The following is a 14,238-nucleotide window of genomic DNA, read 5'->3' on the forward strand; positions in this document are numbered from 1 at the left end:
CTTGAAACCGTCACAAAAGCCGCGCGAAAGCAAGGGCTGTCGGTCACGGGGGCATTGACCATCATAGCGGGACTGCGCCTGATGTGACCAGCACAGGAGTTCGGCTTGGCATTCACCCTAAGGCAGTTGCAGTTCTTCGTGGCGGCGGCGGAACGTGGCAGCGTGTCCGGCGCGGCGCGCGCGCTGTCCATTTCCCAGTCGTCGGTGACCGAGGCGATCCAGTCGCTTGAGGACGACCTGGGCGTCATGTTGTTCGAGCGTCGCGCAAGGGGGCTGGACCTGACGCACAAGGGTTCGCTGTTCCTGCGCCACGCGACGCAGATCCTGGGGGACGTCTCCAACGCGCGCATGGCGTTCCGGGACGAGATCAGCAGCGCCTCCGGCCGCCTGTCGCTTGGCGTGACATCCCTTGTCGCCGGTTATGTTCTGTCCGACATCCTTTCGCGGTTCCGTCGCGCCTGGCCTCAGGTCGAACTGTCCGCGATCGAGGATAACGGCGACTACCTTCAACACCTGCTGATCGGCGGCGAACTGGACGTGGCGGTCATGCTGACATCGACCATTCGCGACCGCGCGGCGCTGCAGGTCGAATCCCTTCTGGTGTCGCCCTACCGGCTTTGGCTGCCGCTGGGCCATCGCTTGGCCGACGCCGAGGCGATCACGCTGGACGATCTTGCCGGCGAGCAGCTGATCGTGCTGACCGTGGACGAGATCGAGGAATCCACCCGCCGCCTGATGGGTGCGCTTTCGGTCAAGCCCGATATCGCCTTCCGAACCAGGTCGGTCGAGGCCGTCCGCTCGCTGGTCGCCACGGGCGCGGGGGTGGCGCTGCTGCCATCGCTGGTCTACCGGCCCTGGTCGCTTGAGGGCGACCGGATCGAGATCCGCGATGTGTCCGGGGATCTGCCCTCGGTTCAGGTGGGTCTGGTCTGGCGCAAGGGCGCGCCCCTGTCCGCCGTGTCGCGCAACTTCATCCGCTCGGCGCAGGGGGCCGTGCCGGAGCGATAGAGCCATCGGTTTTTCCGATGTCACCTATCTTCCTTTTGATATTGCGAATGATGAATGTGGCGCGCAGTCTGTAGGCGACGCGCCGGGGCCCGGTTTCGGTCGGCTGTCCATGCGACGGGCCACAAGTCTGGTTGGCGCGCCCAAACGATAACCGGAGGTCCATCATGAAATCACTTCTCGTTTCCACCACGGCGATGGCGATGGTCGTCGCCAACGCCGCCGCGGCAGACATGATCACCGAACTGGGCGCCCCTGAAGGCCAGGTCGATATCGTCGCCTGGCCCGGCTACATCGAACGGGGCGAAACCGATCCCGCCTTCGACTGGGTCACCAAGTTCGAGGAAGCCTCTGGCTGCAAGGTCAACGTCAAGACCGCGAACACGTCGGACGAGATGGTGGCGCTCATGAACGAGGGCGGCTTCGACCTTGTCACGGCGTCGGGCGACGCATCCCTTCGCCTGGTCGCGGGCGGCCGCGTCCAGCCCGTCAACACCGACCTCATCCCATCGTGGGCGACGGTCGACGACCGCCTGAAGGACGCGCCCTGGCACACGGTCGACGGGGTTCACTATGGAACACCCTATATGTGGGGTCCCAACGTCCTGATGTACAACACGACCGTCTTCCCGGAGCCGCCGACCTCATGGTCGGTCGTGTTCGAGGAGCAGATGCTGCCCGATGGCCAGTCCAACAAGGGGCGCGTTCAGGCCTATGATGGCCCGATCCACGTCGCGGACGCGGCGCAGTACCTCATGGCGCACAAGCCCGAACTTGGCATCACCTCGCCCTACGAGCTGAACGAAGATCAGTACGCGGCAGCGCTTGACCTGTTGCGCGGGCAGCGCGAACTGGTCAGCCGCTACTGGCACGATGCCTTCATCCAGATGGACGACTTCAAGAACGAAGGCGTGGTTGCCTCCGGTTCCTGGCCGTTCCAGGTGAACCTGCTGGCGTCCGAGGGTCAGCCGATCGCCTCGACCATTCCGTCCGAAGGGGCGACGGGTTGGGCCGATACCACGATGATGCATGTCAACGCCGCCCATCCGAACTGTTCCTACCTGTGGATGGAGCACACGCTGTCGTCGAATCTGCAATCGGATCTGTCGGTCTGGTTCGGCGCCGTGCCCTCGGTCCCGGCGGCCTGTTCGGACGGGCGCGGCATGCAGACCCAGGAGGGTTGCGACGCCAACGGTCTGGCCGATTTCGAGAAGATCCACTTCTGGACCACGCCGGTTGCGAACTGCAGCCAGGGTGAGGGTGCCTGCGTTCCCTATTACCGCTGGGTCTCCGACTACATCGGCGTGATTGGCGGCCGGTAAGGCACAACGCCACGCCCTGCCTCCGAACGGGGGCAGGGCGCCGATTTTCCGCGCGCCGCGACAGCCGGCGACACGCCCCATAGCCTCTCACCTCTTCGCGGGGGTGGGGCAGGCCAAAACCGCCTTTTCCTTCGGTAATCCCCATGACAGCTGCCGTCGAATTCCACAATGTCTCGCGCCACTTCGGTACCGTACGCGCCGTGGACCGTGTCGATCTCGCGATCGACGAAGGGTCGTTCTTTGCCATGCTTGGGCCGTCGGGCTCTGGCAAGACAACCTGCCTGAGGTTGATTTCGGGCTTCGAAAAGCCGACGACGGGATCGATCCGCATCTTCGGCGAGGATATGGGCGACGTCCCGCCGAACCGGCGGCATGTGAACACCGTCTTTCAGGACTATGCGCTGTTTCCGCACATGAACGTGCGCGACAACGTGGCCTACGGACTGATGGTCAAGGGGGTGGAGCGCCGAACCCGCCACGAAAGGGCTGAGGAACTGCTGTCCTTGGTCAAGCTCGACGGTTTCGGAGAGCGCAAGCCCGCGCAGCTGTCGGGCGGTCAGCGGCAGCGCGTTGCGCTGGCGCGTGCCCTGGTCAACGAGCCGCGCGTGCTGCTGCTGGACGAGCCGCTTGGCGCGCTTGATCTGAAACTGCGCGAGGCGATGCAGGATGAACTGAAGGCGCTTCAGCGGCGTCTTGGAATAACCTTCGTCTTCGTGACCCACGACCAGGGCGAGGCGCTGTCAATGGCCGACCGCGTCGCCGTGTTCAACGACGGCCGGATCGCCCAGGTCGGAACTCCTTCCGACGTCTATGATCGCCCCGCGACCAGGTTCGTCGCCGATTTCGTGGGATCATCGAATGTCCTGCCGCCCGACCTGACCCGAAGTTTCGGAGGGCCGAGGCTTTGGGCCAGCCTTCGCCCGGAATCCATACGCTTTACCGGAGCCTCGGATCCCAAGGCCAAGGGCCGTGTGACCGCCCTGCGCTACCTTGGCTCGGGCACCCGGGTCGCGCTAGAAACCGGCGGGCAGGAGATTGCGGTGCTTGTCCCGGCTGGCGCGCCGGTACCGGATATAGGAGAGGTTTCGGGCCTGACCTGGGACCCGGCGGCCCTGCACCTGATGGAGGACGCGTGATGGACAGCGCCCATCCTTCGCGCGGTGTGGCCGACCGTCTGACAGGCGTTTTCTGGAGCCGCCCGAAGCTTCTGACAGCACTTCTGATCGCGCCGCCCCTTCTGTGGCTGGGAGTGGTCTATGTCGGATCCCTTGCCGCGCTTCTGCTGCAAAGCTTCTATTCCATCGACGAATTCTCGGGCGTCGTCGTCCCGGAGTTCACCCTGAAAACCTACGCCGAGCTGCTGAGACCGTCCAATTTCGATGTGATCGTCCGGACGGTGACGATGGCTGCAGCGGTGACGCTGGCATCCGTTGCGGTCGCATTCCCGATCGCCTTCTTCGCCGCACGCTACGCACGTGGACGCTGGAAGGCGCTTTTCTACCTGGGCGTCATGCTGCCCCTGTGGTCGTCCTACCTGGTCAAGGTCTATGCCTGGAAGCTGATCCTGGCGAAGGAGGGCATTGTCACCTGGGCCGCCGAGGGGATCGGCGCCGGAAATGTCCTTGGGGCGGTGCTGGCCATTCCGGTGATCGGCGGCAACTCTCTTTCGACCTCGTACATCGGCACTTTTCTTGTCTTCGTCTATGTCTGGCTGCCCTACATGATCCTGCCGATGCAGGCGGCTCTGGAACGTGTGCCGGGCTCGCTTCTCGAGGCGTCGGCCGATCTGGGCGCGGGCGGGTGGCGCACCTTTCGCAGCGTGATCCTGCCGCTTGCGCTGCCCGGGATCATCGCGGGTTCGATCTTCACCTTTTCGCTGACGCTGGGGGATTACATCATTCCCCAGATCATCGGGTCGAGCCGGTTCTTCATTGGCCAGGCGGTCTACTCGCTGCAGGGGACCGCGGGCAACATTCCCCTGGCCGCCGCCTTCGCGGTCGTGCCCATCGTCATCATGCTGATCTATCTGGCCGTGGCGCGGAAGATGGGAGCCTTCGATGCACTCTGAGGCGCGCCCACCCCTGGCTCTGACCCTAGGTGCTGTCCTGGGGCTTCTGTTCCTGCATCTGCCGATCCTGCTGATCTTCCTCTACGCCTTCACGACCGAGGACCGCAGCTACCAGTTCCCGCCCCCCGACCTGACGACGAAGTGGTTCGGCGTGGCCTGGAACCGTGCGGACATCTGGCCCCCGCTTTACCTGTCGCTGCGCGTGGCTGCGATCTCATCCGGGCTTGCGCTTGTTCTTGGAACGTTGTGCGCGGCCGCGATGGCGCGCGCGCGCTTCTTCGGCCGCGACACGATATCGTTGCTTGTCGTGCTCCCCATCGCGCTGCCGGGCATCATCACGGGGATGTCGCTGCGTTCGGCGTTTGCCATCGCCGACATCCCGTTTTCGACCTGGACCATCGTTCTGGGGCACGCGACCTTCTGCGTCGTCATCGTCTACAACAATGCGGTGGCCCGTTTCCGGCGTTTGGGGGCCTCGATGCTCGAGGCGTCGGCCGACCTGGGCGCCAACTCATTCCAGACTTTCCGGCACGTGATCCTGCCCAATCTGGGTTCAGCGTTGCTGGCGGGCGGTATGCTAGCCTTCGCGCTGTCCTTCGACGAGGTGATCGTGACGACCTTCACGGCCGGCCAGCAGTCCACGCTGCCGATCTGGATGCTGAACGAGTTGGTCCGACCGCGGCAGCGGCCCGTCACAAACGTGGTCGCCATCGTGGTCTTCAGCGCGACCTTCCTGCCCATCCTCGCGGCCTACTACCTGACCCGAAGCGGAGAAGAGACCGCAGGCGGCGGCAAATGAAAGGAGACATGTCATGACCCTGCACATCGATACCGCCCTTCTGATCGGAGACGCGTTCGAAGCGGGACAGGAGCGGGCCGAAAAGGTGCTGAATCCGCGAAGCGGCGCGCTGATCCTCGAGGTGCCAGAGGCGTCCTCCGATCAGGTGGACCGGGCCGTGGCGGCCGCGCGTGGGGCATTCGACCACTGGTCGCGGACCACACCCGCCGAACGCTCTGCCGCGCTCTTGAGGATCGCGGACCGGATCGAGGCCGAGGCTGGCGCCTTTGCCGCACTTGAGGCGCTGAACTGCGGCAAACCGATCAACGCGGCCAAGGGCGATGAGCTGCCGGCTGTGGTGGACTGCTTCCGCTTCTTCGCCGGCGCCGTGCGCTGCCAGCAGGGAACTGCGGCGGGGGAATACCTGGCTGGCCACACCTCGATGATCCGGCGCGACGCGGTGGGCGTCATCGCCTCGATCGCGCCTTGGAACTATCCGCTGATGATGATGGCCTGGAAGCTTTGCCCTGCGGTGGGCGGCGGCAACACGGTGGTCTTCAAACCGTCCGAGCAAACGCCGCTGACCGCGCTGAAACTTGCCCGGATTCTGGCCGAAGAACTACCCGCGGGCGTCGTCAATGTCATTCCGGGCCGGGGCGAGACCGTCGGAAACTACCTGATCAATCATCCCGGCATCGACATGATCAGCCTGACGGGTGACGTTGCGACCGGCAAGAAGATGCTGGATGCCGCCGCGAAGTCGGTGAAGCGGACGCATCTTGAGCTGGGCGGCAAGGCACCTGTCGTGGTCTTCGACGATGCCGACGTCTCAGAGGTGGTCGAGGGCATCCGCGCCTTCGGCTATTACAACGCCGGACAGGATTGCACCGCCGCCTGCCGCATCTACGCGGGCAAGAAGGTCTATGACAACCTTGTCGCGGATCTGAGCGCCGCCGTTTCCACGATCCAGCTTGGCAACGCGGACGACGCCACGAATGAAATCGGGCCGCTGATCAGCCTTCGACAGCGCGACCGTGTCGCGAGCTTTGTCGAGCGCGCGCGCGAACAGGGCCATATCGAGGTCACCGCGGGCGGCGGTCTTCTGGGAAATGAAGGCTTCTACTACAAGCCTACGGTCATCGCCGGGGCCCGTCAGGAAGACGAAATCGTGCGGCGCGAGGTCTTCGGCCCCGTCGTGTCGGTCACGCCGTTTTCGGATGTCGAGCAGGCCGTGACATGGGCCAATGACAGCGACTATGGTCTGGCGTCTTCGGTCTGGACAAGGGACGTTGGCCGCGCAATGGCGACCGCGGCGAGGCTGCGCTACGGTTGCACTTGGATCAACACCCATTTCATGCTTGCCAACGAAATGCCGCACGGGGGGCTGAAACAGTCCGGATATGGCAAGGACATGTCGTCTTTTGCGCTAGAAGATTACACCGTTATCCGGCATGTGATGGTGAAGCACGGTTGACGGTCGGTTAACGACCGGTCAGCTTGCATCGCACGCCGAGACGCGACGCAGCCGCGCGCCTTCGGTCAGGGGCGCGTTCTGGTGGAGCAGGCGCGCCCCGCTTTATCCGGCGATCGCCCTTGCGATGATACCCGGAACAGAGGCATGGACGCCAAGCGGTGGAAGGCAGTCTGCGGCAAAGCCCGCCGCATCCAGAGCCGCGGGCACGTCGGATACGACATGGCCCCAACGCGCCACGAAAAGCGGCAGACACAGCGCGCGGCGGTTCGCGTCCTTGGCGGCATCCTCCAGCAACGGGGCTTCTTCGATGAACCCAAGGCGCAGATCGCCGATCGGCAGCGCGTGGGCGATGGCGTCACGGATCCGCGCCGCGGCCTCCGCCGGCGCTCGGCTTCGGCCCGATCCGTGTGCGGCGAGGACCACCGTGCTGTCTTCCGCGTTCCAGCCGCGCTGTGAAAGGGCGTCGCGCACGATCTGAACGGCAAGTGCCGCCGCCTCTGGCATCAGGCCGAAGGCCGGCAGGGTCATGAACCCCTGCGCCCCCGCTGCCGCCAACCGTCTGGGAAGCTCAATCTTGGTGAACCAGCCATCGGACATGAAGAACGGCATGACCCGCGCCCCGACGACGCCATCGACCGCAGTCTCGAGCGCGCCAGGAGTGGCAAGCGTCGCCGCGCGGATGTGCCAATCCGGGAGGCACCTGGAAACGGCCCTGGCCACGTTGTCCAAGTCGCGTTCCGCCGGAGCGGGATCGGAGGGTTGGCCATGTGCGACGATCAAGGCGTGTTTGGTCATGTTTTCTGCGATCCCCGTCTTTGGCCCGGCTAAAGTGGCGGCAACCTCAGTCCCGCGCAAGCGCCACCGATTTGAGGATCGCATGGCAAGCCCGGCCGGGGCTGAGCTCCAAGTTGCGGACCGATCTGTGCGTCACGCGCGCGCGAACCCGGCTGCCGTTCATATCCAGGATCACATCGGACGAGGCCGCGTTGACCTGCCCGACCGCATGCACGACCGCGGGCAGGATGTTCAGCGCCGACAGACCCTCAGGTCGCGCGGCGGCGATCATCACGTCGCGCGCGCGGACGAAAACCCGCACCTTTGCATCCTTCGGCCCCACTGGTTCAGGCAACAGGATCTCTCCCCCGGCGAAGCCAAGGCGGCAAAGCCCGTCGTCCGTCATGCCGATCACGCGCGCCGCGATCAGTGATCCGGGTTCCTCGCCGCCAAAGGCGACCGCGGCTGCGCTGTTCGCAAAGACGTCTTCGGCCGGACCAAGGCTGGCCACGTGGCCCTGAACCATGGCAAGCACATGGGTTGCCAGTCGCGCGACCTCGCCGACCGAATGGCTGACATAGAGGATGGGAAGCCCCAGCCGGTCGCGCAGGCCCTCGACAAGGGGGAGGATTTCGGCGCGCCGCGCCTGATCCAGCGCTGAAAGCGGTTCGTCCATCAGGATGAGCCGCGGGCGCGTCAGCAGCGCGCGGGCCAGGGCGACCCGCTGCGCCTCTCCGCCCGAAAGTCCGCCGGTCCTGCGGGGCAGAAGCGGCTCCAGCCCCAGATCGCGCACCACCGGTGCGATTTCGGCCCCGCTTCTTCGCGCGGCATAGGACAGGTTGCCGCGCACGTCGAGATGGGCAAAGAGCCTTGGCTCCTGGAACACGGTCGCGACCCGCCTGCGATGCGGCGGCACGAAATGCCCCTGGTCCGACCACACCTGGTCCCCGAAGGCGATGCGCCCCTCGGCCCGCTCGAAACCTGCAACCAGGCGCAGGAGCGTGGACTTCCCCGCGCCCGAGGGGCCAAAAACGGCGGTCAGGCCCGATGCGGGCAACGCGGCCTGAACCGCGAGCGAGAAATCGCCGCGACTGTGGCGGATGTCGAGGTCGAGCCCGGTCATCCGGCCGCCTCGCGCCGGTTCGTGCGGAACAGGAGATAGAGTGCGGCGAAGGACAGGGCGACCAGTAGGGCCGACATGCCGTGCGCGGCAGGATAGTCCAGCACTTCGACCCGCTCGTAGATGGCGATGGCGACGGTCTTGGTCTGACCGGGGATGTTGCCCCCGACCATGAGCACCACGCCGAATTCCCCAAGCGTGTGCGCAAAGGTCAGGACCGCAGCCGCCAGGTAGCCCCGCCGCGCAAGCGGCACTGCGACGCTCATGAAGGCATCGAGCGGCCCCGCCCCGCAGCTTGCGGCGGCCTCGATCGGTTTGCGGCCGATCTCGGCAAAGGCTGCCTGAAGAGGCTGGACCGCGAAGGGAAGCGAATAGATCAGCGATGCGACGACGAGGCCGGCGAAGGAAAAGGTCAGGCTTGTCCCCGTCGCATTCATCCAAAGCCCGCCAAGCGGGGTGGAAGGGTTCAGCGCAACCAGAAGATAGAAGCCCAGAACGGTCGGCGGCAGGACCAGCGGCATCGCGGTCACCGCCTCGATCATCGGTCGCATGCGACTTTTGCTGTGGGCAAGCCACCAGGCAAGCGGGGTGGCGGCCACCAGCAGGATCGCCGTCACGATCGCGGCCAGCCGCAGCGTCAGCCAGAAGGGCGCGAGGTCACCGGCGGTCATGGCCAGGTTCCGTAGCCGGCGGCCGCGATGTCGGCTTTCGCTTGCGCGCTGGTCAGATAGGCCAGAAAGCCGATGGCGGCCGCATTCTCCTTGCCATGAGCCAACAGGAGCGCGTCCTGACGGATCGGATCATGGGCCTCATCGGGGACGGGCCAGATGGTTCCGGCGGGCGGCTCCGGCATCACGGAGGACGCCGCCACGAAGCCCGCCTCTGCGGCGCCAGAATGAACCAGCGCAAAGGTCTGACCGATGTTTTCTCCCTGCACGATCTTGTCTGCGACCAAGGGCCCGAGACCCAGATGCTCGATCGTCTGGACGGCCGCCAGACCATAGGGTGCAAGGTTGGGATTCGCGATCGCGACGTGGCGGGCGGCGGTCAGGATCGTTTCGGGATCCGGCGCGACTTCGGGGTCCGATGTCCAAAGCAAAAGACGGCCTATGGCAAAGGTGAAAAGGCTGCTGGCCTCTGCCAGCCCCGAGTCGACCAGGCGTTCAGGCGTGGCCGCGTCTGCCGACAGGAACGCATCGAACGGCGCCCCATTGGCGATTTGCGCCGCCAGCTTTCCCGTCGCACCGCCGACAAGGACTATCTGGTGGCCGGAACTATTTGCGAAGTCTGCCGCAAGGTCTTCGGCGACAGTCAGAAAGTTCGTCGCCACGGCGATCATTGCCGTTTCGGCCCGCGCGGCAGACGCCGTTGCAAAAAGGACTAGCGCGATAAGCAGTCGCATCGTCTTTCCACGTCATATCCAACCGGAGATAACGGAGCTTTCGCGCGCTTGGCAAGCGTTATTTCTTGTCGGACATATCGGCGAGCGAAAGCAGTTCTGCCATGTCGTCCGCGACCGCACGGTCGGCGTTTGCCTGCATGGTGCGGAAAAGCCTTAGAACAAGCTGCCCGGTATCCGTCAGCGCCGCTCCGCCATGCCCCGCCCCGCCGCGGCTGGACGTCACGAGCGGTTCAGCGAACATGTCGTTCAGAACCTCCACCAATCCCCAGGCGCGCTTGTAGCTCATGCCAAGTCTTCGGCCGGCGGCCGAAATGGATCCGGTTTCCGCGATGCCCTGCAAGAGATCGGCCTTCCCCGGTCCCAGCCAGCTGCCGTCGGGAAGGACGAATCGCAACTTCAGCCCATGCCTTGATGTTTTCGCCCGTGCGGTCATGCCCGTTCTTCCTGCTTCGGCGGAATCATAGGCTTTGGTCCCTTGGTGTGGAAGGCATTCCTACTCCGGCGGCGGGCAGCGCGAGGGCCAGTCCGTCGCGCCGTGATAGGCATGCCCAAGCGCTAGGATTTCGGCATCGGCGCGATGCGGGCCGATCAGCTGAATTCCGGTCGGAAGCCCCTGCGCGCCGAAACCCGCGGGGACGCAAAGCGACGGCAAGCCGATAAGGCTGACCGGGATCACCACCTCCATCCAGCGGTGATAGGTGTCCATTTGGCGGCCCGCGATTTCTCGTGGCCAGCGCCAATCCGCGGGGAACGGCCAGACCTGCGCGGCAGGCAAGGCCAGAACGTCGAACCGGCTGAAAAGGCGGTGCGCCGCCGCATACCATTCCGAACGCGCAACCTGGGCCTGATAGACGCTTCGTGCCGCAAGGGTCTGTCCCTGCTCGATCTCCCATATCGTTTCGGGTTTCAGAAGCGCGCGCTTTGCTGGGTCTTCGTAGTGTGACCGCATCGCATTGCCGTTCAGCATTGCCCGAAGGGTTACCCAGCTGTCCCAGATCCGCTCGGCAGGGAAGGGGGGTGCCAGAGGTTCGATGATGGCACCCTGGTCTTCAAGCACGCTCAGCGCGCCCTCGCAGGCGTCCAGGAGCCCCGGTTCCATGGCATAGGCGCCGCCCCAATCAGCCAGCCAGCCGATGCGCAGGCCCTGGATCGGCCGCTCCAGGCGGTCAGCGAAGCTTTCCTTCGGCAGGCAGAAGGGTGTTTCGGGATTCGGCCCCGCGATCACCTCGAGTAGGCGGGCAAGGTCTTCGACGGTGCGCGCCATCGGGCCTGCGGTCGACAGCGTGCTGAGGTACGTTTCGCCCGCTGCGTCATGCGGAACCCGACCGTAACTTGGCCGAAAACCGTAGACGTTGCAGAAGGCGGCCGGATTCCGCAGCGACCCCATCATGTCCGATCCATCGGCGACAGGAACCAGCCGCATGGCGAGCGCCGCAGCCGCCCCGCCAGAGGATCCGCCCGCCGAACGGCTTGTATCGTAGGGGTTCAGGGTGGTGCCGAACACCGGGTTGAAGCTGTGCGATCCCATGCCCCATTCGGGCACGTTCGTCTTGCCGATGAAGATCGCGCCGGCCGCTCTGAGCCGCGCGGCCAGAAGATCATCCTTCGCTGGCACATGATCGGCGAACAACGGCGATCCGTGGGTGGTTCGTAATCCTTGGGTTTCGGTCAGGTCCTTTACGGCGAAGGGCAATCCATGCAGCCAGCCCCTGCGCGGGCCCTCGTCGGCCGCTTTCGCCTCTGCCATCAGGTCCTCGCGCGGACGTGGCGATACGATGGCGTTCACCTTGGGGTTCAGGGCTTCGATCCGATCAAGGAAGGCCGCCATGACCTCGGTTGCGGAAATGTCGCGGGCGGCAAGGCGGGCGGAAAGCCGTGTGGCAGTCAGATCGGTCAGCATCGGATCACAGGGCGATAGAGGGGCGGCGATGTGCCCAGGGGCGGGCGGCTTCAAGTTCGGCGCAAAGCGACATCAGTTCCTCGTCGGCGCCGAAACGGGCGGCAAGATGAATGCCTAAGGGCAAGCCCTCGTCGTTCCATACCAAGGGAACCGAGGCGGCGGGCTGGCCCGAAGCGTTGAAGGCGGCACAGAAGGGTGAATAGTCGAAGACCATGCCGGGGCCCGTCCGGAAATGCACGAAGTCACGCTCCGTATGGGCAAAGCGGCCGATCTTGGCCGGGGGCTCTGCAAGCGTCGCGGTCAAGAGTATGTCCCAGGGCTGGAAAAATGCCGCAAGCTCACGCCCAAAGGCGTGGATCTTGCCCACAGCCGCCAGGTAATCGGCGCCCGATAGGGTCGCGGCATGGTCGATGGCCCCCAACGCAAGGTCTTCCACTTCCCCCGGTTCAAGCGGATGCCCGCGCGCGGCGCATTTCGCCCGGATCGACAGAGCCGTGCCGCAGGCGACGATGTCGGTCCACGCCCGCATCATGCCCGTGATGTCGGTGTAGGGCCGCGCCGGTTCGACCTGGTGGCCAAGGTCGTCCAGCAGGCGGGCGGCATCGTGAACGGCGGCGCGGCAATCCTCGTGGATCGGGCGGCCATCCAGCATGGTGTCGCACAGCGCCACGCGCAGCCGGCGTGGTGGACGCTGAATCGCGGCGAGGTGACCGGCGCCAAGCGGTGGCGCCCAATAGGGGGCGCCAAGGTCCGCACCGGCACAGGCGTCGTGAAATGCCGCCGCATCTCGGACCGACCGCGTCAGAAAGCCGTCAATCGCCATGCCGGCCCAACCTTCGCCGACATAGGGGCCGTCGGGTAACCGCGCGCGGGTCGCCTTGAACCCGAAGAGGCCACAGGAAGACGCCGGGATCCGCACCGATCCACCGCCGTCCGAGCCATGCGCGGCGGCCACGATCCCGGCGGCAACGGCTGCGCCGGCACCCCCCGACGATCCGCCGGGCGTTCTGGATAGATCCCAAGGGTTCCGTGTTGGGCCGCCATAAACAGCCGATTCCGTCGCCGGACCCACGCCCCCCTCGGGTGCGGTCGTCCGGCCGAAGGCCACGATACCGGTTGCGCGGATCCGGTCCCAGATCGCGCTATCCACCGGATAGCTCGTGTTCGCGAAAAGCCGCGACCCGTTGTGCGAGGGAAAATCCACGGCCTCGCAACCCAGGTCCTTCAGAAGGAAGGGCACGCCGCGAAAGGGCCCGTCCGGCAGTCCCCGGCGTATCGCATCCCGCGCGGCGCCTTCCTGCACCAGGACCACCGCGTTCAGCGCGGGATCAAGCTGTTCGACCTTGCTCAGCGCCGCGTCAAGGAGTTCTTCCGCGCTGGTCTGTCCGTTCTCGACAAGCGCGGCAAGGCCCGTTGCGTCATGTTCGGCATAGTCTGCTAGCATGTCGGCTCCTGAGAATGGATGCCGATACACTGGCGGCAATTGATGCCGAATGCCAGCGCGACGCGAGCGCCCGCTTCACATCGAAGCGCGTGCAGACCGGCAGCCCTTGCAGCCCCCGGCACGCGCAACTAAGACTCGGTCAAGGAATTCAGGACAAGACTTCCCCGGCAACAGCAAGAGGCAGGACGGATGAAGGACCCCATTGATCTTTACATGAACACGCTCGTGCCGATGGTCGTCGAGCAGACCTCGCGCGGGGAGCGGGCCTACGACATCTTTTCGCGCCTCCTGAAAGAGCGGATCATCTTTCTGTCCGGTCCGGTTCACGACGGCATGTCCACGCTGATCTGCGCGCAGCTTCTGTTCCTTGAGGCGGAAAATCCCTCGAAGGAAATCGCGATGTACATCAACTCGCCCGGTGGCGTGGTGACGTCCGGCCTGTCGATCTACGACACGATGCAGTACATCCGTCCGAAGGTTTCGACGCTGGTTATCGGGCAGGCCGCATCAATGGGATCGCTGCTGCTGACGGCGGGCGAAAAGGGCATGCGCTTCTCGCTTCCCAACAGCCGGGTCATGGTTCACCAGCCATCGGGCGGCTATCAGGGCCAGGCGACGGATATCATGATCCATGCGCAGGAAACCCAGAAGCTGAAGAACCGGCTGAACGAGATCTACCACAAGCATACCGGCAAACCGGTCAAGGATGTGGAAGCGGCTCTGGAGCGCGACAACTTCATGTCGGCGGAAGAGGCGAAGGACTGGGGTCTGATCGACGAGATTCTCTCCAGCCGTGACAAGGGAACGGATGAGCCGAAGTCGTGACATTGTTTCCTGCCGTCAGGGCAGGAAGGGCGATTTCGCATTGTGATGATGGTGGGGCTGGCCTAGTCTTAAGGAACAGGGCAGCTTCTGGAATACACGGGAAGCCCGGCTGGGCCTCAGAGGATG

The 14,238-nt window shown here is 65.0% G+C and carries 14 protein-coding genes; 7 read left to right on the forward strand and 7 right to left on the reverse strand.

Annotated features, from left to right (window positions below; all coding sequences use genetic code 11):
- The first annotated feature begins 105 nt into the window (after positions 1–105).
- The 6 genes from OEW28_RS13580 to OEW28_RS13605 all read left to right on the forward strand — a co-directional run bounded on the left by OEW28_RS13580 (position 106) and on the right by OEW28_RS13605 (position 6,647).
- The gene (locus OEW28_RS13580) at positions 106–1,008 is read left to right on the forward strand and encodes a LysR family transcriptional regulator (protein WP_263735304.1); all 903 of its coding nucleotides are present in this window, start codon (positions 106–108) and stop codon (positions 1,006–1,008) included.
- 164 nt (positions 1,009–1,172) lie between these two features.
- Positions 1,173–2,327: an ABC transporter substrate-binding protein gene (locus OEW28_RS13585; RefSeq protein ID WP_263735305.1), complete on the forward strand. Its 1,155-nt coding sequence runs from the start codon at positions 1,173–1,175 to the stop codon at positions 2,325–2,327.
- Positions 2,328–2,470: 143 nt separating this feature from the next.
- On the forward strand, positions 2,471–3,463 hold the full coding sequence (locus OEW28_RS13590; RefSeq protein WP_263735306.1) for an ABC transporter ATP-binding protein: 993 nt from the start codon (positions 2,471–2,473) through the stop codon (positions 3,461–3,463).
- Positions 3,463–4,395 (forward strand): ABC transporter permease, encoded by a 933-nt coding sequence (locus OEW28_RS13595; RefSeq protein WP_263735307.1) that lies wholly within the window; start codon positions 3,463–3,465, stop codon positions 4,393–4,395. Before OEW28_RS13590 ends, OEW28_RS13595 begins: the two co-directional genes overlap by 1 nt.
- A complete protein-coding gene (locus OEW28_RS13600) occupies positions 4,385–5,194 on the forward strand; it encodes an ABC transporter permease (RefSeq protein ID WP_263735308.1) in 810 nt (269 codons plus the stop codon). Before OEW28_RS13595 ends, OEW28_RS13600 begins: the two co-directional genes overlap by 11 nt.
- Before the next feature lie 13 nt (positions 5,195–5,207).
- The gene (locus OEW28_RS13605; protein WP_263735309.1) at positions 5,208–6,647 is read left to right on the forward strand and encodes a gamma-aminobutyraldehyde dehydrogenase; all 1,440 of its coding nucleotides are present in this window, start codon (positions 5,208–5,210) and stop codon (positions 6,645–6,647) included.
- Positions 6,648–6,749: 102 nt separating this feature from the next.
- On the opposite strand, the gene OEW28_RS13610 is transcribed toward OEW28_RS13605, so the two are convergent.
- From OEW28_RS13610 to OEW28_RS13640, 7 genes are read right to left on the reverse strand one after another with little or no spacing between them, the layout of a single operon-like run.
- A complete protein-coding gene (locus tag OEW28_RS13610; protein ID WP_263735311.1) occupies positions 6,750–7,442 on the reverse strand; it encodes a sirohydrochlorin chelatase in 693 nt (230 codons plus the stop codon).
- Positions 7,443–7,488: 46 nt separating this feature from the next.
- Positions 7,489–8,544: a molybdenum ABC transporter ATP-binding protein gene (modC, locus tag OEW28_RS13615; protein ID WP_263735312.1), complete on the reverse strand. Its 1,056-nt coding sequence runs from the start codon at positions 8,542–8,544 to the stop codon at positions 7,489–7,491.
- A complete protein-coding gene (gene modB, locus OEW28_RS13620; protein ID WP_263735313.1) occupies positions 8,541–9,212 on the reverse strand; it encodes a molybdate ABC transporter permease subunit in 672 nt (223 codons plus the stop codon). Before modB ends, modC begins: the two co-directional genes overlap by 4 nt.
- Entirely contained in the window at positions 9,209–9,943 is a 735-nt protein-coding gene (gene modA / locus OEW28_RS13625; RefSeq protein WP_263735314.1) for a molybdate ABC transporter substrate-binding protein, read from the reverse strand. The genes modB and modA overlap by 4 nt, the downstream gene beginning before the upstream one ends.
- Positions 9,944–10,001: 58 nt before the next feature.
- Positions 10,002–10,376 (reverse strand): winged helix-turn-helix domain-containing protein, encoded by a 375-nt coding sequence (locus tag OEW28_RS13630; RefSeq protein WP_263735315.1) that lies wholly within the window; start codon positions 10,374–10,376, stop codon positions 10,002–10,004.
- 60 nt (positions 10,377–10,436) lie between these two features.
- Positions 10,437–11,843: an amidase gene (locus tag OEW28_RS13635; protein ID WP_263735316.1), complete on the reverse strand. Its 1,407-nt coding sequence runs from the start codon at positions 11,841–11,843 to the stop codon at positions 10,437–10,439.
- Between the two features lie 4 nt (positions 11,844–11,847).
- Positions 11,848–13,287, reverse strand: coding sequence for an amidase (locus OEW28_RS13640; RefSeq protein ID WP_263735317.1), 1,440 nt, complete (start codon positions 13,285–13,287; stop codon positions 11,848–11,850).
- Positions 13,288–13,476: 189 nt separating this feature from the next.
- On the opposite strand from OEW28_RS13640, the gene OEW28_RS13645 reads away from it, so the two are divergent.
- The gene (locus OEW28_RS13645; protein ID WP_263735318.1) at positions 13,477–14,112 is read left to right on the forward strand and encodes an ATP-dependent Clp protease proteolytic subunit; all 636 of its coding nucleotides are present in this window, start codon (positions 13,477–13,479) and stop codon (positions 14,110–14,112) included.
- Positions 14,113–14,238: the final 126 nt, after the last annotated feature.

Source organism: Albidovulum marisflavi, from assembly GCF_025751435.1.
GTDB classification, from domain to species: Bacteria; Pseudomonadota; Alphaproteobacteria; order Rhodobacterales; family Rhodobacteraceae; genus Albidovulum; species Albidovulum marisflavi.